This is a genomic window from Mycolicibacter sinensis, from assembly GCF_001667945.1.
Lineage (GTDB): Bacteria > Actinomycetota > Actinomycetes > Mycobacteriales > Mycobacteriaceae > Mycobacterium > Mycobacterium sinense_B.
Window position 1 is genome coordinate 1 of record NZ_LZJK01000040.1, and the last position, 25,151, is coordinate 25,151.

At 69.6% G+C, this 25,151-nt stretch carries 25 protein-coding genes and 1 pseudogene; 16 read left to right on the plus strand and 10 right to left on the minus strand.

Going from position 1 to position 25,151, the window contains the following annotated elements; genetic code table 11:
- The 3 genes and pseudogenes from A5694_RS04885 to ctaC all read right to left on the minus strand — a co-directional run.
- Positions 1–320: pseudogene (locus A5694_RS04885) on the minus strand (hypothetical protein); the annotation flags it as partial.
- Positions 321–452: 132 nt separating this feature from the next.
- The gene (locus A5694_RS04890; RefSeq protein ID WP_064920730.1) at positions 453–872 is read right to left on the minus strand and encodes a cytochrome c oxidase subunit 4; all 420 of its coding nucleotides are present in this window, start codon (positions 870–872) and stop codon (positions 453–455) included.
- Positions 873–884: 12 nt separating this feature from the next.
- Positions 885–1,943, minus strand: coding sequence for an aa3-type cytochrome oxidase subunit II (gene ctaC / locus A5694_RS04895; protein WP_064920731.1), 1,059 nt, complete (start codon positions 1,941–1,943; stop codon positions 885–887).
- Positions 1,944–2,149: 206 nt separating this feature from the next.
- Here ctaC and asnB point away from each other — a divergent pair, with 206 nt between their 5' ends.
- Positions 2,150–4,096: an asparagine synthase (glutamine-hydrolyzing) gene (gene asnB / locus A5694_RS04900; RefSeq protein ID WP_064920796.1), complete on the plus strand. Its 1,947-nt coding sequence runs from the start codon at positions 2,150–2,152 to the stop codon at positions 4,094–4,096.
- 78 nt (positions 4,097–4,174) lie between these two features.
- Here the strand turns inward: asnB and A5694_RS04905 are convergent, their stop codons facing one another.
- The 3 genes from A5694_RS04905 to A5694_RS04915 all read right to left on the minus strand — a co-directional run bounded on the left by A5694_RS04905 (position 4,175) and on the right by A5694_RS04915 (position 6,873).
- Complete coding sequence (locus A5694_RS04905; RefSeq protein ID WP_064920732.1) at positions 4,175–5,149, minus strand: carbohydrate kinase family protein; 975 nt, start codon at positions 5,147–5,149, stop codon at positions 4,175–4,177.
- A gap of 122 nt (positions 5,150–5,271) precedes the next feature.
- Positions 5,272–5,628, minus strand: coding sequence for an iron-sulfur cluster insertion protein ErpA (gene erpA / locus A5694_RS04910; protein WP_064920733.1), 357 nt, complete (start codon positions 5,626–5,628; stop codon positions 5,272–5,274).
- 105 nt (positions 5,629–5,733) lie between these two features.
- Positions 5,734–6,873 (minus strand): glycerate kinase family protein, encoded by a 1,140-nt coding sequence (locus A5694_RS04915; protein ID WP_082952510.1) that lies wholly within the window; start codon positions 6,871–6,873, stop codon positions 5,734–5,736.
- Between the two features lie 60 nt (positions 6,874–6,933).
- Between A5694_RS04915 and A5694_RS04920 the strand changes: the two genes are divergently transcribed.
- The 4 genes from A5694_RS04920 to A5694_RS23935 all read left to right on the plus strand — a co-directional run bounded on the left by A5694_RS04920 (position 6,934) and on the right by A5694_RS23935 (position 9,720).
- On the plus strand, positions 6,934–7,620 hold the full coding sequence (locus A5694_RS04920; protein ID WP_064920734.1) for a DUF3043 domain-containing protein: 687 nt from the start codon (positions 6,934–6,936) through the stop codon (positions 7,618–7,620).
- Between the two features lie 23 nt (positions 7,621–7,643).
- Positions 7,644–8,708 carry a nicotinate-nucleotide--dimethylbenzimidazole phosphoribosyltransferase gene (gene cobT, locus A5694_RS04925; protein ID WP_064920735.1) on the plus strand — a complete coding sequence of 355 codons (1,065 nt, stop codon included), beginning with the start codon at positions 7,644–7,646 and terminating at the stop codon, positions 8,706–8,708.
- Positions 8,705–9,433, plus strand: a complete 729-nt coding sequence (locus A5694_RS04930; protein WP_064920736.1) for an adenosylcobinamide-GDP ribazoletransferase — start codon at positions 8,705–8,707, stop codon at positions 9,431–9,433. Before cobT ends, A5694_RS04930 begins: the two co-directional genes overlap by 4 nt.
- 122 nt (positions 9,434–9,555) lie before the next feature.
- A complete protein-coding gene (locus tag A5694_RS23935; RefSeq protein ID WP_165604320.1) occupies positions 9,556–9,720 on the plus strand; it encodes a hypothetical protein in 165 nt (54 codons plus the stop codon).
- 15 nt (positions 9,721–9,735) lie between these two features.
- Here the strand turns inward: A5694_RS23935 and A5694_RS04935 are convergent, their stop codons facing one another.
- Together A5694_RS04935 and gcvT are read right to left on the minus strand one after the other, a co-directional pair.
- Positions 9,736–10,842, minus strand: coding sequence for a branched-chain amino acid aminotransferase (locus tag A5694_RS04935; RefSeq protein ID WP_064920737.1), 1,107 nt, complete (start codon positions 10,840–10,842; stop codon positions 9,736–9,738).
- A 23-nt stretch (positions 10,843–10,865) separates the two neighbouring features.
- Positions 10,866–11,960: a glycine cleavage system aminomethyltransferase GcvT gene (gcvT, locus tag A5694_RS04940; protein WP_064920738.1), complete on the minus strand. Its 1,095-nt coding sequence runs from the start codon at positions 11,958–11,960 to the stop codon at positions 10,866–10,868.
- A 32-nt stretch (positions 11,961–11,992) separates the two neighbouring features.
- Here gcvT and A5694_RS04945 point away from each other — a divergent pair, with 32 nt between their 5' ends.
- Both A5694_RS04945 and A5694_RS04950 read left to right on the plus strand, forming a co-directional pair.
- Positions 11,993–13,081: an adenylate/guanylate cyclase domain-containing protein gene (locus A5694_RS04945; protein WP_064920739.1), complete on the plus strand. Its 1,089-nt coding sequence runs from the start codon at positions 11,993–11,995 to the stop codon at positions 13,079–13,081.
- An 11-nt stretch (positions 13,082–13,092) separates the two neighbouring features.
- Complete coding sequence (locus A5694_RS04950) at positions 13,093–14,631, plus strand: leucyl aminopeptidase (RefSeq protein ID WP_064920740.1); 1,539 nt, start codon at positions 13,093–13,095, stop codon at positions 14,629–14,631.
- Between the two features lie 13 nt (positions 14,632–14,644).
- Here the strand turns inward: A5694_RS04950 and A5694_RS04955 are convergent, their stop codons facing one another.
- Positions 14,645–15,817: a hypothetical protein gene (locus tag A5694_RS04955; protein ID WP_234786435.1), complete on the minus strand. Its 1,173-nt coding sequence runs from the start codon at positions 15,815–15,817 to the stop codon at positions 14,645–14,647.
- Here A5694_RS04955 and sucB point away from each other — a divergent pair.
- The 5 genes from sucB (at position 15,774) to A5694_RS04980 (ending at position 20,981) form a co-directional block, all read left to right on the plus strand.
- Positions 15,774–17,534, plus strand: coding sequence for a 2-oxoglutarate dehydrogenase, E2 component, dihydrolipoamide succinyltransferase (gene sucB / locus A5694_RS04960; protein ID WP_064920741.1), 1,761 nt, complete (start codon positions 15,774–15,776; stop codon positions 17,532–17,534). The two genes, A5694_RS04955 and sucB, sit on opposite strands and share 44 nt — an antisense overlap.
- Before the next feature lie 42 nt (positions 17,535–17,576).
- Positions 17,577–18,488 carry a TIGR01777 family oxidoreductase gene (locus tag A5694_RS04965; protein WP_064920742.1) on the plus strand — a complete coding sequence of 304 codons (912 nt, stop codon included), beginning with the start codon at positions 17,577–17,579 and terminating at the stop codon, positions 18,486–18,488.
- Positions 18,489–18,554: 66 nt separating this feature from the next.
- Entirely contained in the window at positions 18,555–19,250 is a 696-nt protein-coding gene (gene lipB / locus A5694_RS04970) for a lipoyl(octanoyl) transferase LipB (protein WP_064920743.1), read from the plus strand.
- Positions 19,247–20,197, plus strand: coding sequence for a lipoyl synthase (locus A5694_RS04975; RefSeq protein ID WP_064920744.1), 951 nt, complete (start codon positions 19,247–19,249; stop codon positions 20,195–20,197). The genes lipB and A5694_RS04975 overlap by 4 nt, the downstream gene beginning before the upstream one ends.
- 31 nt (positions 20,198–20,228) lie before the next feature.
- Positions 20,229–20,981: a DUF4191 domain-containing protein gene (locus A5694_RS04980; protein WP_064920745.1), complete on the plus strand. Its 753-nt coding sequence runs from the start codon at positions 20,229–20,231 to the stop codon at positions 20,979–20,981.
- 52 nt (positions 20,982–21,033) lie between these two features.
- On the opposite strand, the gene A5694_RS04985 is transcribed toward A5694_RS04980, so the two are convergent.
- Complete coding sequence (locus A5694_RS04985) at positions 21,034–21,504, minus strand: RDD family protein (protein WP_064920746.1); 471 nt, start codon at positions 21,502–21,504, stop codon at positions 21,034–21,036.
- Positions 21,505–21,626: 122 nt separating this feature from the next.
- On the opposite strand from A5694_RS04985, the gene glnA reads away from it, so the two are divergent.
- The 4 genes from glnA (at position 21,627) to A5694_RS05000 (ending at position 25,139) form a co-directional block, all read left to right on the plus strand.
- Positions 21,627–23,063, plus strand: coding sequence for a type I glutamate--ammonia ligase (glnA, locus tag A5694_RS04990; protein WP_064920747.1), 1,437 nt, complete (start codon positions 21,627–21,629; stop codon positions 23,061–23,063).
- A gap of 74 nt (positions 23,064–23,137) precedes the next feature.
- Positions 23,138–23,485 (plus strand): hypothetical protein, encoded by a 348-nt coding sequence (locus A5694_RS04995; RefSeq protein WP_125225737.1) that lies wholly within the window; start codon positions 23,138–23,140, stop codon positions 23,483–23,485.
- Between the two features lie 18 nt (positions 23,486–23,503).
- The gene (locus A5694_RS23940) at positions 23,504–23,659 is read left to right on the plus strand and encodes a hypothetical protein (RefSeq protein ID WP_165604345.1); all 156 of its coding nucleotides are present in this window, start codon (positions 23,504–23,506) and stop codon (positions 23,657–23,659) included.
- Positions 23,660–23,753: 94 nt separating this feature from the next.
- The gene (locus A5694_RS05000) at positions 23,754–25,139 is read left to right on the plus strand and encodes an HNH endonuclease signature motif containing protein (RefSeq protein ID WP_064920749.1); all 1,386 of its coding nucleotides are present in this window, start codon (positions 23,754–23,756) and stop codon (positions 25,137–25,139) included.
- The last annotated feature ends 12 nt before the right edge of the window (positions 25,140–25,151 follow it).

Here is a 25,151-nt window from a genome sequence, read left to right on the forward strand (position 1 = left end):
ACCCCGACCACCCAGGGCCAGCGCGGGGTCTTGGCGTGTGGATCGGGCTCGTCGGGTGTGTCGTAGCTGTCGTAGTCGTAGAGTCGCGGATCCATCGGCACGTAGGGCCCGCTCAAGAATTGCTCGGACTCAGGTGCCGAATAGGCCTGCGAATAGGCGGTGTTGTCCCGAGTGCCGCCCGGTGTGTCTGCGGCGATCTCGTCGATCGGCGGGATGTCGTCAGCGGCCGAGACCGCTTCAGGAGTCAGTTCAGAGGCCGGCTGACCGTTGCCGGGGTCCTCGTCGCCAGAGCCCGCCTCCGGGGGATTCGGCCCGCTCATTCCTGCCTATCCTGTTCCAACCGCAGCGCCCACGCGCGCCACACCGACCGCGATCGATATCAACCGCCGTTGGTCATTGTGCACTGGCAACCCTACCCAAGCGGGTTGACACGGCGGTCCAGACGGACCGGCTCAGTGTTTCTCGGGGCCGATGTAGTACTCGAAGACCAGCCCGGCCGCGCTCGACAACACCATCGCCACTCCGGCAGCGATCAGCCACGGGAGCCACAACGCGATTCCGACGGCGGTCACCGAACCCGACAGCGCGATCAGCACCGGCCACCAGCTGTGCGGGCTGAAGAAGCCCAGCTCGCCGGCGCCGTCACTGACTTCGGCGGCCTCGTAGTCCTCGGGGCGGGTGTCCAGCCGGCGTGCCACGAAGCGGAAGAAGGTGGCCACGATCAGGGCCATGCCGCCGGTCAGGAACAGCGCGGTGGTGCCGGCCCATTCCACACCGCCGGTGGCGAACTGCGCGGTCAGGAAGGCGTAGATCACCCCGACCACCACGAAGAAGGTGGCCACGAACTCGAACAGCCTGGATTCGATGCGCATGAGGTTGTGTCCCTACTTGTTGCTGGCGTTGGGGGCGAGCAGGCCGCGGCGGCTGTCGAAGGGCCGCGTGGTGATGGCCAGCGGCTCCTGCTTGATCGCCTCCAGCGCCTCGGCGTTGCTCTTCCCGGCGATGCGCTGACCGAGGTAGGCCTTGAAGTCGTTGGGCGAGACCACCCGGACTTCGAAGTTCATCATCGCGTGGTAGGTGCCGCACATCTCGGCGCAGTGGCCGACGAACGCCCCCTCCTTGGTGATCTCGGCGACCTGGAAGGTGTTCACCTGGTTGTTGCGCTCGGGCCAGGCGATGACGTCACGCTTGAACAGGAACTCCGGCACCCAGAAGGAGTGGATGACATCGGCGGAGTTCAACACGAACTCGATGCGCTTGCCGCTGGGCACCACCAGCACCGGGATCTCGTTCGTGGAGCCGAGCGTCTCGATCCGGTCGAAGTTGAGGTAGGTCCGGTCCTCGGTGTTGAGACCACGAACCGGTCCGACCAGCTCCTCGCCGTGGGCGTCGACGCCTTCGGGCTTGGAGGTCATCGCCTCTTTGCGCTGCTGGTCGGCGCCGTCATAGCTCAGCGTGCCGTCGTGGAAGTTGACCTTCTGGTAGCCGAACTTCCAGTTCCACTGGAACGCGGTGACGTCGACGACCACCTCGGGGTCGGGTTCGTGGTGCAGCATCTTCTCCTGCACCACGACGGTGAAGTAGAAGATCACCGCGATGGCCAAGAACGGCAGGACGGTGAGCCCGAGCTCCAGCGGCATGTTGTAGCCGAACTGGCGCGGCAGTTCGGTGTCGGTTGCCTTCTTCCGGTGGAAGATGGTCGCCCAGAAGATCATTCCCCAGACGATCCCGCCGATCGCGACCGAGGCGATCACCATGCCGATCCACAGCTTGTAGTTGGCCTCGGCCTCCGGCGTGATGCCCTTGGGCCAGCCGAAGCCGACCACGTCGGTCCAGTCGTAGCCGCAGCCGCTGAGCGTCACCGCCAGCAGGCTCAGCACGCCGGCCCCCGCCAGCGGTCGACGCAGACGGCTAAGCACAACGCCCTGCCCGCGACGTGTCACGTTGGTGCCTCCTCGAGTCACAGACCGGGCCGGCGGGAACCGGCGGAGCAGTCGAATACTACGCAGCGTAGACCACCCCGATCACCGAGGTTCGCGTGACCTGCCGGTCAGCCGGTCACGGCGTGTTGCCCCTGTCCCGGACCATCCCGGTCGGTACCGGCCCTGCGCAGGCCGGGGCCGATGCCGGTGCGGCATACTGGGACCCGATGTGTGGACTGCTGGCCCTCGTGTGTGCCCCGGCCGGCACCGCCAACCCCGGCGCGGTAGCCGCCCGGGTCGAACGGGCGGCACACCTGATGCGCCACCGAGGCCCCGACGAACTGGGCACCTGGACCGGCGACGGAATCGCCCTGGGCTTCAACCGGCTGTCGATCATCGACATCGAGCACTCGCATCAGCCACTGCGCTGGGGGCCCGCCGAGCAGCCCGACCGCTACGTGCTGGTGTTCAACGGCGAGATCTACAACTACCTGGAATTGCGCGAGGAACTGGCCGCGTCGCACGGCGCGGTCTTTCACACCGACGGCGACGGAGAAGCGATCGTCGCCGGCTACCACTACTGGGGCGCCGACGTGCTGCCCCGACTGCGCGGCATGTTCGCCTTTGCGCTGTGGGACACGCTGCGCGGTGAACTGTTCTGCGCCCGCGACCCGTTCGGGATCAAGCCGCTGTTCATGGCCACCGGGCCGGGGGGCACGGCGGTGGGCAGCGAGAAGAAGTCGCTGCTGGATCTGGCTGACCTGGTGGGCTTCCAGACCGGCGACGACGGCATCGACCTGCGCGCGCTGCAGCACTACACGGTGCTGCAGTACGTCCCCGAACCCGAAACCCTGCACTCCGGCGTGCGGCGGCTGGAGTCGGGTTGCTGGGCGCGGATCAGCCCGGATCGGCCGGTCCCGGAGATCACCCGCTACTTCACACCGCGCTTCGACGCCAGGCCGCTCACGCGCGACACCGAGCAGGCGCGCTACGACGAGATCACCGCGGTGCTCGAGGACTCGGTGGCCAAGCACATGCGGGCCGACGTCACCGTCGGCGCGTTCCTGTCCGGTGGCATCGACTCCACCGCGATCGCCGCGCTGGCGATGCGCCACAACCCCAACCTGATCACGTTCACCACCGGCTTCGAGCGGGAGGGCTTCTCCGAGGTCGACGTGGCCGCCGCGTCCGCCGAGGCGATCGGCGCCCGCCATGTGGTCAAGGTGGTCAGCCCGGCCGAATTCGTCGCCGCCCTGCCCGAGATCGTGTGGTACCTCGATGACCCGGTCGCCGACCCGGCCCTGGTCCCGCTGTACTTCATCGCCCGCGAAGCCCGTAAGCACGTCAAGGTAGTGCTCTCCGGGGAAGGCGCCGACGAGTTGTTCGGCGGCTACACCATCTACCGCGAGCCGCTGTCGCTGCGGCCATTCGACTACCTGCCCGCACCGGTGCGCCGGTCGATGGGCAAGGTGTCGCGGCCGCTTCCGGACGGCATGCGCGGCAAGAGCCTGCTGCACCGCGGCTCGCTCACGCTGGAGGAGCGTTACTACGGCAACGCGCGCAGCTTCTCCGACGAGCAGCTGCGGGCGGTGCTGCCCGGCTTCTGCCCCGAGTGGACTCACACCGACGTCACCGCGCCGGTGTATGCCGAATCGGCGGGCTGGGATCCGGTGGCCCGCATGCAGCACATCGACCTGTTCACCTGGCTGCGCGGCGACATCCTGGTCAAAGCGGACAAGATGACGATGGCCAACTCGCTGGAGCTACGGGTGCCGTTCCTGGATCCCGAGGTGTTCGCGGTGGCGTCGCGGCTGCCGGTGTCGGCCAAGATCACCCGTACCACCACCAAGTACGCGCTGCGTCGCGCGTTGGAGCCGATCATCCCCGCACACGTGCTGCACCGGCCCAAGCTCGGCTTCCCCGTGCCGTTGCGGCACTGGCTGCGCGCCGGCGAACTGGTGGAGTGGGCGTATGCCACGGTGGCCGACACCGGCGCGGGTCACCTGGTCGACGTCGCCGCGGTGCGCACGATGCTCGACGAGCACCGCACCGGCGTCGCCGATCACAGCCGCCGGCTGTGGACCGTGCTGATCTTCATGCTGTGGCACGCGGTCTTCGTCGAGCACTCCGTGGTGCCGGCCATCAGCGAGCCGGCTTACCCGGTGCAGCTCTAAAAGCTTCTCCGAACGTGCGGCTTCATCCGCAACGCGCCGCAGCGCACGTATGAAACCGCACGTTCGCCTGGCTGGAAACTATTTGAGGGCGGTGCCGATCTCGGCGGCCGCGGCGTCACCGTAGGCGTCGGCCAGCCGGGCCAGCGCGGGGTCGCGGTCCCATGACCACTCCTGGGTTCCGGTGGACTCCAGCACCAGCACCGCCACCAGCGAACCGAGCTGCGCCGAGCGCTCCAAGCTCAGCCCAGCGCTGCGGCCGGTGAGGAAACCGGCGCGGAAGGCGTCACCGACTCCAGTCGGGTCGGTCTGGGCCTTCTCCGGGACCACGCCGACATGGACGCGGGAACCGTCCGGGTTGACGATGTCGACTCCCTTGGCGCCCAGCGTGGTCACCCGCAACCCGACCTGCTTCATGACGTCGGCCTCGGTCCAGCCGGTCTTGGACAGCAGCAGGTCCCACTCGTAGTCGTTGGTGAACAGGTAGGTCGCACCGTCGATGAGCCTGCGGATCTCGTCGCCGGTCAGCCGGGCCAACTGCTGGGAGGGGTCGGCGGCGAACGCCAGGCCGAGTTTGCGGCACTCCTCGGTGTGCAGGAACATCGCCTCGGGGTCGTTGGCCCCGATGATCACCAGTTCCGGTTTCCCGACGCTCTCCACCACCTTGGCCAGCGAGATGTTGCGGGCCTCGGACATGGCGCCCGGATAGAACGAGGCGATCTGGGCCATGTCGACGTCGGTGGTGCAGGTGAAGCGCGCGGTGTGCGCCGTGGTGGACACCAGCACGTTGTCGCAGTTGACGCCGTGCGACACCAGCCAGTCGCGGTAGTCGGCGAAGTCGTCGCCCGCTGCGCCGACCAGCGCGGCGTCACCGCCGAGCACGCCGATCGCGTAGGCGATGTTGCCGGCCACCCCGCCACGGTGCACCACCAGGTCTTCGACCAGGAAGCTCAGCGAAACCTTCTGCAGGTGATCGGCGAGCAGCTGCTCGGAGAACCGACCCGGAAAGCGCATCAAATGGTCGGTCGCGATCGAACCGGTCACCGCAATCGTCACTGACTATCCCCCTCGTGTGTTCAACGTGGACCTGGCTGTGGGTTCCCACGGTAGCGGTCCGGGGAACCCGGCCCGTCGGCGGGCAGCGCCAAGCCGTCGGGTCACGAGGCGGTACTAGGCGGTCAGTTGAAGGAGTCGCCGCACGAGCACGAGCCGCCGGCGTTGGGGTTCTCGATGGTGAAGCCCTGCTTGTCGATCTGGTCGGCGTAGCCGATCTCCGCTCCCTGCAGGTACGGGGCGCTCATCCGGTCGACGGCCAGCTTGACCCCGTTGAACTCGGTGATCATGTCACCGTCGAGGGTGCGGTCGTCGAAGAACAGGTTGTAGCGCAGGCCGGCACAGCCGCCCGGTTGGACCGAGATGCGCAGCGTCAGGTCGTCCCGGCCTTCCTGGGCCAGCAGCGACTTCACCTTGGCCGCGGCTTCATCGGTCAAGACCACGCCGTGAGACTCGGTGGTCGACTGATCCTGAACAGTCATTGCGTCTCCCTACTGCGGTTGATTCGGGTGGGCTCACCTCGACTCAAAGCGTCGCCGAGGCGACTGGGCCCACCGTGACAACGATACCTTGCGCCGACGTGTTCCCTACTGCGCCGCCGGACCGGGGCTGCCGATCTGCGCCGCAAGCACGGTGGTCAGACCGATCAGCTGGTTGGCCGCATCGACCAGGGCCAACCGCACCGAGCCGGCGTGGTCGGCGATCGCCCGGGCAGCCACCACACCCGCCGACCGCAACGCCGGTTCGTCCAGGTCGATCTGACCGGCCAGCACCAGCACCGGCAGGTGCCGCGCCCGCGCCGCGGTGCACAGCGAGCCGATCACCTTGCCGTGCAGGGACTGCTCGTCGAACCGGCCCTCACCGGTGACCAGGACGTCGGCATCGGCCAGGGCGGCCGCCAGACCGGTGCGACGGGCCACGATGTCCGCCCCGGATTCGGCGGTGCCCCCCAGTGCGAGCAGCGCTGCGCCGATCCCCCCGGCGGCGCCGGCCCCCGAGGCCGCGCTGACCTGCCGTCCGGCCGCGCCGTCGAGTTCGGTGGCCCAGGCGCTCAGGCGGGTTTCCAGCACGGCCACGGTGGCGGCGTCGGCGCCCTTCTGCGGCCCGAACACCCGCGCCGCGCCCCACGGGCCCAGCAGCGGATATTCGACGTCGCAGGCCGCGATCAGTTCGACATCGGCAAGGCGCTGGCGGGCGACGGCCAGGCCGCCGAGTTCATCGACCATGCCCCGCCCGCCGTCGGTGCTGGCGCTGCCGCCGAGTCCGACGACGATCCGCGCCGCCCCGGCCGTCAGCGCCGCCTCGATGAGCTGACCCACCCCGGCGCTGTGGGCGGCCAGAGCGGTGCTGGGCGACGGCGGCCCGTCGAGCAGTCCCAAACCACAGGCCTGGGCGCACTCCAGGTAGGCCGTCCGGGAATCGGCGTCCCAGAACCACTCGGCGTCGGCCGGTGCGCCGAGCGGTCCGCTGACCCGGCACCGCTGCACCGCGCCCGCACCGTCGGTGCCCGACCCGGCGGCCAGCACCGCGACGAAACCCGGGCCCCCGTCGGACTGCGGGGCGATCGCCAACCGGTCACGGGGGCGGCTGCGGTGCCACCCGGTCGAGATGGCGGCGGCGGCCTGCACCGCGGTCAGACTCTCGCCGTAGCAGTCCGGCGCGATCAGCACCCGCAGCACGGTTGTCCCCGAGGCCGCTGAGGAGCCGGCACCGGGGTGGTCAGCCATACCGGCAGGGTATCGAGCCACGCGGACGCCGTTACCTGCCGGGCAAGTAATCTGGCGGGCGTGAAGTTGCCGGGACGCAGGAAAGATGAGGCGGGTTCCGCGGGGACCGCCGATTCCGTGGGCGGCGCCGTCGACCTCGACAGCGCCGACGCCAAGTACACCGCTCATTCCCGCGGCACCGCTCCCAAGGGCCGGCCGACCCCCAAGCGCAACGCGGCGGCCAAGCGTCGCGGCCCGGTTGCGCCGGCTCCGATGACCGCCGCCGAGGCCCGGGCCCGACGCAAGAGCCTGGCCGGGCCGAAGCCGACCAAGGCCGAGCGCCGGGCCCAGAAAGCCGAACGGCGCGAACGGATGGCCCAGCGCCGGGAGCGGATGCTCGCCGGCGACGAGGCGGCTCTGCTCGAACGCGACCGCGGCCCGGTGCGCCGGTACGTCCGCGACATCGTCGACGCCCGGTACAACCTGCTCGGCATGTTCATGCCGGTGGCGCTGGGGTTGATGTTCGTCATGATGGCCGTGCCGCAGATCCAGTTCTACATTTCACCGGCGATGTTTGTGCTGATGATCTTGATGGCCATCGACGGCGTCGTGTTGGCCCGCAAGGTCAGCAGACTGGTCGACACCAAATTCCCCGCCGACACCGAAGCCCGCTGGAAACTGGGGATCTACGCCGTCAGCCGCGCATCGACGCTGCGTCGGATGCGAGCACCGCGCCCCCAGGTGCGGCGCGGCGAACGCCTCGACTGAGTCCGGCGCAGGGGCTGACAGCTTTGGACTTTGCCGACTTCCCGCCGGTCAGCCCGCCTGATGCGACGGTGGCCGCCGCCGCCCGTGCCCGCCAGGCCGGCCTGACCAAGCCGCCCGGATCGCTGGGCCGTCTCGAGGACCTGTCGGTATGGGCGGCGGCATGTCAAGGCTGTTGCCCGCCAAGGCAATTCGAACGGGTCCGGGTGGTGGTGTTCGCCGGCGACCATGGTGTGACGCGCGGACGGGTGTCGGCTTACCCGGCGGAGGTGACCGCGCAGATGGCCGCCAACATCGATCGCGGCGGCGCCGCAATCAACGCGTTGGCCGCCGTCGCCGGCGCCGGCGTGCGGGTGGTGGACATGGCGGTCGACAGCGAGGCGGCCGACTTCAGTGCCTACAAGGTGCGCCGGGGCAGCGGCGACATCACCAGCGAAGACGCCCTGACCGCCGAGCAGGCCGCGGCTGCGGTGGATGCAGGCCGCCGGATCGCCGACAGTGAGGTCGATGCCGGGGCAGATCTGCTCATCCCCGGCGACATGGGCATTGGAAACACCACGGTCGCAGCCACGTTGGTCGCGGCACTGACCGGCGCCGAGCCCGTCGAGGCGGTCGGCCATGGGACCGGCATCGACGACGCCGGTTGGGCGCGCAAGACCGCGGCGGTGCGCGATGCGCTGTTTCGGGCTCGCCGAGTGTCTGATCCGCTGGGGCTGTTGCGCTGCTGCGGGGGTGCCGACCTGGCGGCGCTGGCGGGGTTCTGCGCGCAGGCGGCCGTCCGGCGCACCCCGGTGCTGCTCGACGGCCTGGCGTCGACGGCCGCCGCCCTGGTCGGCGAACGGTTGGCCCCAGGCGCGCGGGCGTGGTGGCAGGCCGGCCACCGCTCACCCGAACCGGCCCACGCGCTGGCCTGTGCGGCGCTGGGGTTGGAGCCGATACTCGACCTGCGGATGCGGCTTGGCGAGGGCACCGGCGCCGCGGTGGCACTGCCGGTGCTGCGGGCCGCGGTGGCGGCGTTGGCCTCGATGTCCACCTTCGCCGAAGCCGGCGTTTCCGGGCCCTCCGAGGCTAAAGCGGGAGCCGACGCGTGATCCGGTCGCTGGCCTCGGCGGTCGCGTTCGGCACGGCGGTGCGGCTGCCGGGCGTCGGCGGCCCGCCGGGACGCGGGACGTTGACGGCACTTCCGGTGATCGGCGCCGCCCTCGGGGCGCTGGCGGCCGGGGTGGTCTGGGCCGGCGGGATCGCATTCGGTCCGGGCAGCGCCTTGGCCGGGCTGCTCGCGGTGGCCGTGCTGCTGGCCGCAACCCGCGGCTTGCACATGGACGGCGTGGCCGACACCGCCGACGGGCTGGGCAGCTACCGGCCCGCCGCGCAGGCGCTGCAGGTGATGCGCGAGGGGTCGACCGGCCCGTTCGGCGTGGTCGCGGTGGTGCTGGTGATCGGCCTGCAGGCGTTGGCGTTGCCGATGCTGGACGTGGCGGGGATCGTGGTCGCGGTCTGCGCCGGCCGGGTGGCGGCGGTGCTGGCCTGTCTGCGGTCGGTGCCGGCCGCGGCGGGCAGCACGCTGGGGGCCACCGTGGCGGGCAGTCAGCCGGTGCCGGTGGCGCTTGCCTGGGTGCTGGCGCTGGCAGCCGGGTCGACGGTCGCCGGCTCGGCGCCGTGGCACGGGCCGGTGGCCGTCGCCGTCGCGCTGGGCTGCGCGTTGGTGCTGGTCCGGCGGTGCGTACGCCGGCTCGGCGGAGTCACCGGCGATGTGCTGGGCGCCGCCGTCGAGTGGACCACGGCGCTGGTCGCCGTGCTGCTGGCCGCGCTCTAATTCATCCGATAAGTAACATTTCTCCGGACATATAGACATTCCTCCCCTGTGATGTGATAACTACAGAGTAGCTTTGTAAAAAGCGAACCAGCATTAACTTCTGGTCCACGGAGGGGACGTCGATGGCTCGCCATCACCGCTACAGCAAGAGAAGTCGGGAATCGCGCAGGGCCATGGCCGACGACGCCAGCGACCCACCGGACTATCCCGATCCCGACGACGCCGCGGCCGAGGACTGGCACGCCGGCCCCGACGAACCGGATCTGCCGCCGGGGCCGGCAGGCTGAACCGAACCCGGCGGGTCAGTCCAGCCGGGCCATCCAGCCGTGGGTGTCGGCGAAGGTGCCGCGCTGGATGCCGGTCAGCGTGTCGCGCAGCGCCATGGTGACCTCACCGGGCTGGCCGTCGGCGATGGTGAACTCCCCGTCGGCGGACTTGACCTGCGACACCGGGGTGATGACGGCCGCGGTGCCGCAGGCGAAGACCTCGGTGATCTCGCCGGCGGCGGCCTTCTTCTGCCATTCCCCCACGTCGATCTTGCGTTCCTCGACCGCGAACCCGGCGTCAGTGGCCAACTGCAGCAACGAATCCCGGGTGATACCGGGCAGCAGCGAGCCGGACAGCTCCGGCGTGACCAGCCGCGCCGAACCACCGCTGCCGAACACGAAGAACAGGTTCATCCCGCCCATCTCTTCGACGTAGCGCCGCTCGGCCGCATCCAGCCACACCACTTGATCGCAGCCGTTGTCGGCGGCCTGCGCCTGAGCGACCAGCGACGCGGCGTAGTTACCGCCGAATTTGGCTGCTCCGGTGCCGCCCGGGCAGGCCCGGACGTACTCCGTCGACAGCCACACACTCACCGGTTTGATGCCACCCTTGAAGTACGCGCCGGCCGGCGAGGCCATCACCAGGCAGCGATACTCGTTGGCCGGCCGCACTCCCAGCCCCGGCTCGGTGGCGAAGATGAAGGGGCGCAGGTACAGCGACTCCTCCCCGCCGGACGCAGGTACCCAGGCGGAGTCCACCGCGATCAGCTGCCGCAGCGATTCGATGAACAGTGCGTCGGGAAGCTCCGGGATCGCCAGCCGCCGAGCCGACGCACGCATCCGGGCGGCGTTGGCCTCCGGCCGGAACGACACGATCGAGCCGTCCGTCCACCGGTAGGCCTTCAGGCCCTCGAAGACCTCCTGGGCGTAGTGCAGCACGATCGCCGACGGGTCCAGTTCAATCGGCCCGTACGGTATGACCCGCGCATTGTGCCAACCGGCGTCGACGGTGTAGTCGATCGAGACCATGTGATCGGTGTGGTACTTGCCGAAACCCGGTTGGGCCAAAATGGATTCGCGCACCTCGTCGGGGGTCGGGTTCGCCGTGACCGACACGTGGAACTCGAGGACGCCGCTTTTCATGCAGCGATTGTATAACCGGTGCGCTAGCGGGTTTTTGCCGTCACGAACGGCGGCTGCACCACCTCGCACTCCACCGGGCGACCTCGCACGTCTACGGTCAGTTGCGCGCCGTCGTCGATACCCGCGTCCGCGTCGATCAGCGCCAACGCGATCCCGGCCTTGAGTGTCGGTGAGAACGTGCCCGATGTGGTGATCCCGACCTGCCGGTCACCGTCGAGCACCGCCAGCTCGGCCCGCAACACGCCCCGCCCGGTCGCGCGCAGCCCGCGCAGCAGCCGGGCCGGGCCGGCCGCCTTCTCCGCCTGCAGCGCCTCGCGGCCGAAGAACGCCGGCTTCTTCCAGCCGATCGCCCAACCACAGCGGGCCTGCAGCGGCGAGATAGCAAGCGACAGTTCATGACCGTGCAGCGGATAGCCCATCTCGGTGCGCAGCGTGTCGCGGGCACCCAAACCGGCCAGCTCACCGCCGGCCTGCGCCACCGCCGCCGCCAGCGCGTCGAAGACCACGGCCGTCGACTCCCACTCCGGCAGCAGCTCGTAGCCGTGTTCGCCGGTGTAGCCGCTGCGGCACACCCGTACCGGCACACCGGCGTAGCTGGCATCGGCGAACGCCATGTAGTCCATCTCGGTCGGCAGACCCAAACCGGCCAGCACCTCGGTCGATCGCGGGCCCTGCACCGCCAGCACGGCGCGTGACCGGTGCTCGTCGGTGACGCTGATGCCTGCCGGCGCGGCCTCGCCCAAGGCGGCCACCACCGCGGCGGTGTTGGCCGCGTTGGGGACCAGGAAGATCTCGTCGTCGGCCACGTAGTAGGCGATCAAATCGTCGATGACGCCACCGGATTCGTTGCAGCACAAGGTGTATTGCGCCTTGCCCGGCCCTATCCTGCCCAGGTCGTTGGTGAGCGTCGAGTTGACGAAGGCCGCCGCCCCCGGGCCGGCCACGGTGGCCTTGCCGAGATGGCTGACATCGAACAGGCCCACGGTGCTACGGGTGGCATTGTGCTCGGCGACAGTGCCGGCGTAGGAAACCGGCATGAGCCAGCCACCGAACTCGGCGAAGCTGGCGCCCAGCTCGCGGTGGCGGTCTTCCAGCGGCCCGTGTTGCAGTTCGCTCACGACGAGCCAGCCTAATCGGCACACTGATGTAGGTGGTTGACTGGGACGCGCTCGAAACCGCGGGAATCGTCGACGCGCGGGAGCGCGCCGGCCTCCTGGAGTACCTTGACGGCCTCGGCTTCACCACCGAGCAGATGGTCGAGGCCGAGCGGCAGGGCCGGCTGTTCGGGCTGGCCGGTGACGTCGTGGGGCGCTCGGGCCCGCCCAGCTACACGCTGCGGTCCGCCGGCGAAGCACTGGGCGTGCCGCACAGCGAGGTCCAGCGCGCCTGGACGATGCTCGGGCTCAGCGTGGCCAGTCCGGACACGCCCGCACTGAGCCAAGCCGACGTCGACGCGCTCGCCACCTGGCTGGAGATGCGGTCCTACCTCGGCGAGCCGGTCGACGGCTTCCTGCGGGTACTCGGGGCGACGATGGCCCGGCTGGCCGAGGCCGAGTCGTCGATGATCCGGATCAGTGAGCCCGACGTGTGGCTGGGCCACACCTTCGACGAACTCACCACCGCACGCGCCTGGCGGTCGGTCGCGGAGTTCATCCCGCGCCTGGGCGCGATGATCGACGCCGTGCACCGCCAGCACCAGGTCAGCGCTCGGACGTTCCTCGAGGGGCTGGCCGAGGGGCCGACGGCGAGCATGGTGTGCGGTGTCGGCTTCGCCGATTTGACCGGTTTCACCGCCCTGACCCGGGTGCTCACCCCAGAGGAGTTGGCCAACCTGCTCACCGAGTTCGGCGGCAGCGTCGCCGACGTGGTGCACGCCGACGGCGGGCGGGTGGTGAAGTTCATCGGCGACGCGGTGATGTGGGTGAGCGCGAGCGCGGAACTGCTGGCGAAGGCCGCGGCCGACCTGGTCACCCATCCCAAAGCCCGCAAAGTGGGTCTGCAGGTGCGGGCCGGGCTGGGTTACGGCGAACTGCTGGCCATCAACGGTGACTACTTCGGCACCCCGGTGAACCTGGCTGCGCGGTTGGTGGATGCCGCCGCCCCCGGGCAGGTGCTGGCCTGCGCCGGCGTCGTCAAGGAGTTGACCGACTGGCCTGTTATCGCCCGGGGACCGTTGACACTCAAGGGTTTCGACGAACCGGTCCCGGCATACGAGCTGGACCTGGCCGCCACTCGTTAGGGTGAGTGCTTGTGAGCACCCAACCCGGATACCCCGTCCCCGCCATCACCGTCACCGCCACGCTGCCCGCCGCCGAGGACGCCGTGCTGATCGTGCCGGTCGTCTCGGCCGGCGACGAGTCTGAACCCGGCGCCGTGGTCGCGGCCACCGAGCCTGCGCTGCCCGCCGAGGCGGTCGCCGAGATCGAGGCCGGGCTGCGCGCCTTGGGTGCCAAGGGCGGCAGCGAGCAGGTGAACCGACTGGTGGTCACGTCGCTGCCGGTGGCCAGTGTGCTGACGGTCGGGCTGGGCAAGGCCCGCGACGCCTGGCCCGCCGAGCTCATCCGGCGCGCCGCGGGCACCGCGGCACGCTCGCTGAACGGCACGGCGGCGGTGATCAGCACCCTGGCCGGGTTGCCCGGCGAGCCCGAGCAGGATCTGGTGGCCGCCACCGTCGAGGGGCTGCTGCTGGGCGGCTACCGCTTCACCGCGTTCCGCACCGACAAGACCGCCCCGAAAGATCCGGGCCTGCAGAGCGTCACCGTGGTCTGTGCCGCAGCCGACGCCGAGGCCCGCGCGACACACGGGGCCGATGTCGCCGCCGCGGTCGCCACCGCGCGGGATTTCGTCAACACCCCACCGAGTCACCTGTTCCCGGCGGAATTCGCCGAGCGGGCCCGGGCGCTGGGCGAATCCGCCGGCCTGGAGGTCGAGGTGCTCGACGAGCACGAACTGGCCGACGCCGGATACGGCGGGGTGATCGGTGTCGGCAAGGGGTCGGCGCGCCCGCCTCGACTGGTGCGGCTGACCCACCGGCCCGCGGGGGCGGCGTCGCCGAAGAAGGTGGCGCTGGTGGGCAAGGGCATCACCTTCGACACCGGCGGCATCTCGATCAAACCGGCCGCCTCGATGCACCACATGACCTCCGACATGGGTGGGGCCGCGGCGGTGATCGCGACCATGGTGCTGGCCGCGCGGCGCCGGCTGCCGATCGAGGTGATCGCCACCGTGCCGATGGCCGAGAACATGCCGTCGGCCACCGCGCAGCGCCCCGGCGACGTGCTGACCCAGTACGGCGGCACCACCGTCGAGGTGCTCAACACCGACGCCGAGGGCCGGCTGATCCTGGCCGACGCGATCGTGCGGGCCTGTGAGGACAACCCGGACTATCTGATCGAGACCTCCACGCTGACCGGTGCTCAGACCGTGGCGCTGGGTGCGCGCACCCCCGGGGTGATGGGCTCGGACGAGTTCCGCGACCGGGTGGCGGCGATCTCGCAAGCCGTCGGCGAGAACGGCTGGCCGATGCCGCTGCCCGACGAGCTCAAAGAAGACCTGAAGTCGACGGTGGCCGATCTCGCCAATGTCAGCGGGCAGCGCTTCGCCGGAATGCTGGTGGCCGGGGTTTTCCTGCGTGAGTTCGTGGCCGACGGCGTGGCCTGGGCCCACATCGATGTCGCCGGCCCGGCCTACAACACCGCCGGCGCCTGGGGCTACACCGGCAAGGGCGGCACCGGCGTGCCGACCCGGACCATGTTCGCGGTGCTGGAGGACATCGCCGCGAACGGATAACGCCCTTGGGCCGTCAGGCGTTGGTCTGCGCGCACTCGGTGTCGCGGGCGGGGCGGTACGGGCTTTCCACGCCTTGTTGGAAAGACAGCGCCGCACTTTGAGCCAGCATCAACACGGCGAAGAGGACGACCCAGAGCCAGGCTTCGGTCGGGTCGAGGTGAGACGCCACATCGGTTTTCGGCAGCGCCACCATGGCACGAATGATCGCCGCGATGATGACGACGGTGCTGAAGTACGGAAATGCCGTCCGAATGCGTCCGGCCATCGGCCCGATCGGCGAGTCACTACGCCGTCGTCCCCGTCCGAGGAACCAGCCGAGCGCGCAGGCGACCGCGACGGCGGCCGTGATCGGCAGCGAAAGTCGGTTGGCGTCGTCCCACAGCGGCTGCAACGGCCGATGCGCCTGCAGGTCACCGAGCGAGAGCGCCAGGTCGGTCAGCGTCGCTTGCACGAAGAACACCGCAATCGGCGGGACCAGAACCGCCACGATGAACACGCAGTGTCTGATCAGGGTGCCGGTAGATCCCGACACGAACTGCACGATCGCATACAGCAGGATGTAGAGCGCGGCCACAAACGATATGCCGCCCAACAGTTCTGCCGACGTGGCACGCCCGCTGGCCACCGCACAGCCCTGTTCACCGGAGAGCAGGCTGTATTGCACCGCGGCCAGAAACAGCCCGAGAAATGCGTTCATCAGCGCAACCCCGGTGAGGGTCTCGTGCTCGACCTCGCGCGGGTCCGGAGAATGCCCATCACTACGACGCCGATACGCACGATCGAGCACCAAGTTGATGACGACGAACGCGAAACCGGCCAGCAAACCGGCGAGTTGCGCGTAGTTGCGCGACACGATCGATATGTCGAAGCCGGTCCAGAGCTCACAAGCCTGGGCGATCTGCTCAGCGGGCACAGCGAGATAGTAGTGACGCGGCCGCGTCGGCAGCGCTGCTTTGGCGCACGGCATTGCGCGCGCTACCACGCCGCGCCACCAGCCGCCCGACCCCACCTCGATGTGTGCCGGCGACACCGCAATGACAGGATGGTTTTCGACAGTCCACCTGGGCACCGCCCCGGCCTCACCACAGACGTGGTATTCAGGGACGACGTGCAGCGACCGACCGATCGAGGAGTCAACAGCGATGGCGTTCTCAGTCCAGATGCCAGCACTCGGTGAGAGCGTCACCGAGGGAACCGTGACCCGCTGGCTCAAGAAGGAGGGCGACACCGTCGAGGCCGACGAGCCACTGCTGGAGGTCTCCACCGACAAGGTCGACACCGAGATCCCGGCGCCGGTCTCCGGCGTGCTGACGAAGATCATCGCCGAAGAGGACGCCACCGTCGAGGTCGGCGGCGAGTTGGCGTTGATCGGCGACGCCAGCGAAGGCACCGGGAGCGCCGGGGGGCAAGCCCAGCCGCCGGCTGCCGCAGAGCCCGCGCCCGCGGCGCCCGAGCCCGCGGCGGCCCCCGAGCCGGCGGCGGCCCCTGAGCCCGCGTCCGAGCCGGAGCCGGGGGCAGCACCGGCCGGTGGCGGCACCCCGGTGCTGATGCCGGAGCTGGGCGAGTCGGTCACCGAGGGCACCGTGACGCGCTGGCTCAAGCAGGTGGGCGACTCGGTCGAGGTCGACGAACCGCTGGTGGAGGTCTCCACCGACAAGGTCGACACCGAGATCCCGTCTCCGGTGGCCGGCACCCTGCTGTCGATCACCGCCGAGGAGGACGCCACGGTCGAGGTCGGTGGTGAGCTGGCGAAGATCGGTTCGGCGTCCGAGGCCGCCCCGAAGGCTGCACCGGCACCGGCACCCGCTCCCGCACCCGCACCCGAGCCGGCACCCGCGCCCAAGCCTGCACCGGAGCCCGCACCCGCGCCGCAGGCCCGTCCCGAGCCCCAGCCCGCGCCCGCCGCAGCGCAGCCGTCCCGCGAAGCACCGGCGCAGCCCTCCCCCAGCTCGGAGGTCACGCCCTATGTCACCCCGCTGGTGCGCAAGCTCGCCGCCGACCACAACGTCGATCTGAGTCAGGTCAGCGGCACCGGGGTCGGCGGGCGGATCCGCAAGCAGGACGTGCTGGCCTTCGCGGAGAAGCAGGCCGACCAGCAGAAGGCACCGGCCGCCGAGCGCACGTCTGCGCCGGCACCCGCGGCCGCGCCGGCCCCGGCGCCGGCCTCGGCGTTGGCGCACCTGCGCGGCACCACCGCCAAGGCCAGTCGGATCCGGCAGATCACTGCCAAGAAGACCCGCGAATCCTTGCAAGCCACCGCCCAGCTCACCCAGACTCACGAGGTCGACATGACCAAGATCGTGGCGCTGCGGGCCAGGGCCAAGGCCGACTTCGCCGAACGCGAAGGCGTCAACCTGACCTACCTGCCGTTCATCGCCCGCGCGGTGATCGACGCGCTCAAGGCGCACCCGAACGTCAACGCCAGCTACAACGAGGACGCCGGTGAGATCACCTACTACGACGCCGAGCACCTGGGTTTCGCGGTCGACACCGAGCAGGGGTTGCTGTCCCCGGTGATCCACAACGCCGGCGACCTGTCGCTGGCGGGCTTGGCCCGGGCGATCGCCGACATCGCCGCCCGGGCGCGGTCGGGGGGCCTCAAACCGGACGAGCTGTCCGGGGGCACCTTCACGATCACCAACATCGGCAGCCAGGGCGCGCTGTTCGACACCCCGATTTTGGTGCCGCCGCAGGCCGCCATGCTGGGCACCGGCGCCATCGTCAAGCGGCCGCGGGTCGTCGTCGACGAGGCCGGCAACGAGTCGGTCGGGGTACGGTCGGTCTGCTATCTGCCGCTGACCTACGACCACCGTCTCATCGATGGTGCCGACGCCGGAAGGTTCGTGACCACGATCAAGAACCGACTCGAAGAAGGCGCGTTCGAGGCGGAGCTGGGCCTGTAGCGACGTTAGGGGCTTTGGGAAGGGCTGCAAGAGGTTTCAGCTGTGGGCAATCCCATCGTCGCGGTCGCCGGGTCGTCCGGGCTGATCGGCTCGGCTCTGGTGTCGGCCCTGCGTGCCGCCGACCATCGAGTGCTGCGGATCGTGCGCCGGGCACCGGCCAACACCTCCGAGCTGCGCTGGGATCCCGAGGCCGGTGACATCGACGCGGCCGCCCTGGCCGGAGTCGACGCGGTGGTCAATCTGTGCGGCATCGGCATCAGTGATCGCCGCTGGTCCGGTGCCTTCAAGCAACTGCTGCGCGACAGCCGGATCACCCCGACCGAGGTGCTGTCGACGGCGGTGGCCGAGGCCGGGGTGCCGGTGCTGATCAACGCCAGCGCCGTCGGCTTCTATGGCGATACCGGCGCCCGCACGGTCGACGAATCCGCACCGGCCGGCGCTGGCTTTCTGGCCCGGCTCGCCCAGGACTGGGAGGCCGCCACCGCCCCCGCCCGAGACGCCGGCGCCCGGGTGGTGTTGGCCCGCACCGGCTTGGTGCTGGCCCCCTCGGGCGGGCTGCTGGGCCGGCTGCGTCCGTTGTTCTCGCTGGGGCTGGGCAGCCGGCTGGGCAACGGCCGCCAGTACATGTCCTGGATCAGCCTCGACGATGAGGTCCGGGCCCTGCGATTCGCGATGGCCGAGTCGGCGATCGCCGGCCCGGTCAACCTGACCGGACCGGCCCCGGTCACCAACGCCGAGTTCACCGCCGCGCTCGGCCGGGTGCTGAACCGGCCGACACCGCTGCTGCTGCCCGGATTCGCCGCCCGGATCGCCTTCGGTGAACTCGCCGATGAAGGCCTGCTCGCCGGTCAACGCGCCATTCCGGCCGCCTTGGAGCAGGCCGGCTTCCAGTTCCGGCACAACACCATCGGCGAGGCGCTCGGCTACGCCACCGCCGGCCCCACCCTGGTTTAGCTCCCCCGCCGCCGCACCCCATGCACCCGGTCCGGCGGCCGGTAGCGAGCCGGGTAGCCTGCGAGCATGAGGTCCATCCGCTCCAGCACCGCGCCGCTCGACGTGCGCCAGCTCGGCACCGTCGACTACGGCACGGCCTGGCAGCTGCAGCGTGACCTGGCTGACGCCAGAGTGGCCGGCGGCCGGGACACGCTGCTGCTGTTGGAGCATCCGCCGGTCTACACCGCCGGGCGGCGCACGGAGCCGCATGAACGCCCGCTGGACGGCACCCCGGTGGTCGACGTCGACCGGGGCGGCAAGATCACCTGGCACGGCCCCGGCCAGCTGGTCGGCTACCCGATCATCGGACTGACCGAACCGATGGACGTGGTGAACTACGTTCGCCGGCTTGAAGAATCACTTATCGAGGTGTGTAACACCTTGGGTCTCAGCACGATTCGTGTCGAAGGACGGTCCGGGGTGTGGCTACCGGCCGACGGCGCCCGTCCTGCCCGCAAGATTGCCGCCGTCGGCGTGCGGGTGGCCCGCGGAACGACCCTGCACGGGTTCGCGCTCAATTGTGATTGTGACCTCAGCGCGTTCGCCGCGATCGTGCCGTGCGGGATCACCGACGCGGGCGTGACGTCGCTGTCGGCGGAGTTGGGCTTTGTGACCAGCGTCGAGGATGTCCGGCGCGCGGTTGCCAGTGCCGTCGTCGACGCGCTCGACGGCGTGCTGCCGGTGCGCGAACACGTCGCGTCGCGCGTAACATCGACCCGGTGAGCGCCGTCGGAGAAGGTCGTAGGTTACGTCGTGCTGAGGCACGCAACGCCGAGACACCGATCGAGCGCAAACCCTCGTGGATCAAAACCCGCGCCCGGATGGGGCCCAATTTCACCGAGCTGAAGGTCTTGGTGAAGCAGGAGAAGCTGCACACGGTGTGCGAGGAGGCGGGCTGCCCCAACATCTACGAGTGTTGGGAGGACCGGGAGGCCACCTTCCTGATCGGCGGCGAGGTCTGCACCCGCAACTGTTCGTTCTGCCTGATCAAATCGGGTAAGCCTCCCGAGCTGGACCGCGACGAGCCGCGCCGGGTCGCCGAGAGCGTGCAATCGATGGGCCTGCGCTATTCCACGGTCACCGGCGTCGCCCGCGACGATCTGCCCGATCAGGGCTCTTGGCTCTACGCCGAGACGGTGCGCGCCATCAAGGCGCTCAACCCGTCAACGGGTGTCGAACTGCTGATCCCCGACTTCGGCGGTCGGCCCGAGTTGCTGGGCGAAGTGTTCGAATCGCGCCCGGAAGTGCTGGCCCACAACGTCGAAACGGTGCCACGCATCTTCCGCTTGATCCGGCCGGGGTTCAGCTACGAGCGCAGCTTGAGCGTGTTGACCCAGGCCCGCGATGCCGGGCTGGTCGCCAAAAGCAACCTCATCCTGGGGATGGGTGAGACCCCCGACGAGATCCGCGCGGCGCTGGCCGCGATCTACGACGCCGGCGCCGAGCTGGTCACCATCACCCAGTACCTGCGCCCCACCGAACGCCACCACCCGATCGACCGGTGGGTAAAGCCGGAGGAGTTCGTCGAGCACGCCCGCTACGCCGAACAGCTCGGGTTCGCCGGCGTGATGTCGGGGCCGCTGGTGCGCTCGTCGTATCGGGCCGGCCGGCTCTACCAGCAGGCCATGGCTCGTCGCGCCGAGCTCAACGGGACCGCGGCCCACGGCTGACGGTGAGCGCCGCTGCGTATCCTTGGTAGCTATGCCCAGACCGCGCACCACCGCCGAGAACAAGGCTGCCCGGGCGGCGGCCAAAGCCACCCGCAAGGCCGCCAGCAAGGAGCGCCGCACCCAGCTGTGGCAGGCCTTCCAGCTTCAGCGCAAAGAGGACAAGCGGCTGCTGCCGTACATGATCGGCGCCTTCGTGCTGGTCGCCGGCGTGACCACCGCGCTGGCCCTCAACGGCGGCACGTTCGCCAAGGTGACGACGATTCCGCTCGGCCTGCTGCTGGGTGCGCTGGTGGCATTCGTGATCTTCGGTCGCCGCGCCCAGCGGTCGGTGTACCGCAAGGCCGAGGGGCAGGCTGGTGCGGCGGCGTGGGCGCTGGACAATCTGCGCGGCAAGTGGCGGGTCACCCCCGGGGTGGCCGCCACCGGCCAACTCGACGCCGTGCACCGCGTGATCGGACGGCCGGGCATCATCTTCGTCGCGGAAGGCTCGGCCTCCCGGCTCAAACCGCTGCTGGCCCAAGAGAAGAAGCGCACCGCGCGGCTGGTCGGTGACGTCCCCATCTACGACGTGGTGGTGGGCCCGGGCGACGGCGAGGTTCCGCTGGCCAAGCTGGAGCGTTTCCTGACCAAGCTCCCGGCCAATATCTCGACCAAGCAGATGGATTCGCTGGAGTCGCGGCTGACCGCGCTGGGCTCGCGCACCGGCACCGCGGCCATGCCGAAGGGCCCGCTGCCCGGTGGGGCGAAGCTGCGCGGCGTCCAGCGCGCCGTGCGCCGGCGCTGACGGTGGTCGCAAGCGGCGCGGAGCCGGGCGAAGCTTGCCACCGCCGCAACGCTTAGCGGCTGCGCACCACCGCGGTGGCGGTCGCCCGGTCCTGCAGGCCGCGGCCGTCGGCGTCGATGAATAGCGCCGGGACCACCAGCGCGATCAGCAGCCCGCGTACCACCGCCCGCACGATTCCGACTCCCGGCCCGCCACCGTCCACCGGTATCACCCGCAGCCCGCAGACGTACTGGCCCGGCGTGAAGCCGAACAGCCGCAGCGCAGCGATCCCGAGCACCAGCCAGATGACCAACACCGCGGTCGGCAGCAGCTCCCGGGTCACCACGCCCATCGCCAGGCCCAGCCCGGCAATCCCGTAGGCCACCAGCCAGTCGACGGCCAGCGCCAGCACCCGACGCCCCGTCGCCGCCAGCGAGCCAGGACCGGTGGGCGGCAAACCCAGGGCCTGCCCCGGGGCGCCGTCGGGAGGCTGCGGTCCGGCCGACTCCGGCCCGGACAGCCACGATGAGAAGGTGCGGCTCATGGCCCCTACGATAAGCGGGTCGGAACCCGACCCGGCTTCGCCGGGTCCTGCCGCCGTTGCGTAACGTCAGCAGCGGCAACCCCAGCGCCCGACCGGGGCTACCAGCGGAGGAGAACACTTCTGTGACCGACAAGACGGCCGACGACATTCTCAAACTCGTCGCCGATGAGAACGTGGAGTACATCGACATCCAGTTCTGCGACTTGCCGGGCATGATGCAGCATCTGACGATTCCCGCGTCCACCCTCGACTCGAGCGTGTTCGAGGACGGGTTGGCCTTCGACGGTTCCTCGATCCGCGGCTTCCAGTCCATCCACGAGTCCGACATGATGCTGCTGCCGGACTTCTCCACCGCGCAGATCGACCCGTTCCGGGCGGCCAAGACGCTGAACCTGAACTTCTTCGTGCACGACCCGTTCACCCGCGAGCCCTACTCGCGCGACCCACGCAACGTCGCCCGCAAAGCGGAGAACTACCTGGCCAGCACCGGGATCGCCGACACCGCCTACTTCGGCGCCGAAGCCGAGTTCTACATCTTCGACTCGGTGGCCTTCGACTCACAGATGAACAGCACCTTCTATGAGGTCGACTCCGATTCGGGCTGGTGGAACACCGGCTCACCGACCGAGATCGGCGGCGGCGTCAACCGCGGCTACAAGACCCGCCCGAAAGGCGGCTACTTCCCGGTGGCGCCCAACGACCACTACGTCGACCTGCGCGACGCCATGACCACCAACCTCGCCAACGCCGGCTTGACCCTGGAGCGTGGTCACCACGAGTGCGGCTCCGGCGGGCAGGCCGAGATCAACTACCGGTTCAACACGCTGTTGCACGCCGCCGATGACCTGATGCTGTTCAAATACATCATCAAGAACACCGCCTGGGCGCACGGCAAGACCGTCACCTTCATGCCCAAACCGCTCTTCGGTGACAACGGCTCGGGCATGCACGTGCACCTGTCGCTGTGGAAGAACGGTGATCCGCTGTTCTACGACGAGGCCGGCTACGCCGGATTGTCGGACGTCGCCCGGTACTGCATCGGCGGCATCCTGCATCACGCCCCGTCGCTGCTGGCGTTCACCAACCCCACCATCAACTCCTATAAACGGTTGGTGCCGCACTACGAGGCGCCGATCAACCTGGTCTACAGCCAGCGCAACCGCTCGGCATGCGTGCGCATCCCGATCACCGGCACCAACCCCAAGGCCAAGCGGCTGGAGTTCCGCTGCCCGGACTCCTCGGGCAACCCGTATTTGGCCTTCGCGGCGATGCTGATGGCCTGCATCGACGGCATCAAGAACAAGATCGAGCCGGCTCCCCCGGTCGACAAAGACCTCTACGAACTGCCGCCGGACGAGGCCGCCGACATCCCGCAGGCCCCGACCACGCTGGCCGAGGTGATGGACAATCTGGAAGCCGACCACGAATACCTCACCGAGGGCGGGGTTTTCACCCCGGATCTGATCGAGAACTGGATCCGCTACAAGCGCGACCACGAGATCACCCCGATCAACCTGCGCCCGCACCCGTATGAGTTCGCGCTGTACTACGACTGCTGAGTGAACCCGAGCGTCACGCCCGCGCCACGCCGCAACCCGGCGAACACAGGATTATGTCGTAGTACGATCAAATCGTGCATGCGTCGACAGTCCGGTGGCGGCGCGCCATCGGCACCGCACTACTAATCGTGGCGCTGGCCTGCGCTCCGGGAGCACACGCCGATCCGGAACCGCCCCCGGGGGCGCCGGTCCCCACCGCCGAGCAGGTGGCGGCCATCCTGAACCAGCTCACCGACCCGAACGTCGCCGACACCGATAAGGCCAAACTGGTCGATGGCGGGCTTTCGCCGGATGAGCTGGGCCAGAACGATCAGGGGCTCGCCAAACTGGTCCGGCACCACGCCCTGCCGTTCACCTTCACCGTCACCGACATCCGGCCGGCGATCAACGACCTGGCCGGTGTCACCGCGGCCCTCACCTGACCGCGGGAGCCGTTCCCGGTGATCCGGCCGCTGGTCCTGGTCGACCACGACGGCACCTGGCAGCTCACCCACGACAGCTATGAGCCGACATTCGCCAACATGGTCCGGCACGTCATCCACCGGGTCGGACCGCATCCCGGTGCCGGCGGGAATGTAGCCGTCTTCGGCTGGTGACCCGTTCTCCCCAGTTGGGGGTTCATCCACAGCTCGGCCCTCGGGTGTGCTCCGGTTCGCTGTGGTTGTCGGGGCGGGTTTTTAGCGTCGGTGTATGGCATCAGTACTGAGTGCGGCAGCGGCGCAGGAGCAGATCTGTGCGGCGCTGGATGCCATCGACACCGCCCATCAGCTGTTGCGCGAGACACCCTCGGACCTGGTCGGTAACGACTTTCGGATCGAGATCGCCGACCGGTTGGAGACCCAGGACCGCACCAACCGCGGCCTGATGTACCGGATCTTCGGTGAGCTGGCCGACCCACCCGATGGCCAGGGCTCGATCGCGCAGGTGCGGGCGGCACTGTGGAAGCGGTTGCACATCACCCCGCGCGAGATCACCCGCCGCTGCCGGCTGGCCACCCGCGTCCGGCCACGCCGGTCGCTGACCGGCGCCGAGATCCCCGCCGAGCTGCCGCAGCTGGCCGCGGCGATCGAAGCCGGGCTGGTCGGGGAAGACCACATCCGGGCCATCTGCCAAGCCGTCGACGTGCTGCCGTCCTCGATAGCCCCCGATGAGATCGCCAAGGCCGAAGCCGCCCTGGTCGAGCACGCCACCCAGGCGGATGCGGGCGTCGTCAGCAAACTCGGCCAACGCATCGCCGACCACCTCAACCCCGACGGGCTGTTCAGCGACGAAGACCGGGCACGGCGCCGCGGCCTGATGCTGGGCCGCCAAGGCCCCGACGGCATGTCCACCCTGTCCGGGCTATTGGATCCACAGGCCCGCGCCTACTTCGAGGCGATCACCGCCGCAGTCCGACCCGGACGCCACCGACCCGAGGGATCAAACACCACCGGCCGCGATGACCGCACCGATGCCCAACGCCGCCACGACGCCTTCACACTCGCCATGGCCACCGCCCTCTCCGCCAACAAACTGGGCACCCACCGGGGCCACCCGGTCACCGTCGTGGTCACCACCACCCTGGCCGAACTCAACCAAGCCGCCCACGCAGTCACCGATCCCTGCATCCCCATGCCCTCGCCCGCTTACACCGGCGGCGGCTCCCGACTGCCTATGCGCGACCTGATCCACATGGCCGGCCAGGCGATCCACTACCTCGCGGTCTTCGACGACCACACCCAACGCCCGCTCTACCTCGGCCGGCAAAAACGCGTCGCCACCACCGACCAACGCCTCATCTGCTACGCCCGCGACCGCGGCTGCACCCACCCCAACTGCCTAGAACCGGGCTATCACTGCGAAGTCCACCACGCCCGGCCCTGGGCCCACGGCGGACGCACCAACGCCGACGAACTGTTCTTCGCCTGCGGACCCCACCACACCGACGCCACCGACGGCCGCCAACACACCACCATCACCCAAACCGGCCGCCTCGGCTGGACCGACGGCACCAGCCCACCACAAACCAACCACGCCCACCACCCCGAAGAACTCCTCTACAGCAACCCCGACCCACCCAAGAACGACGCCACGTGAGCGCTGCGTTAG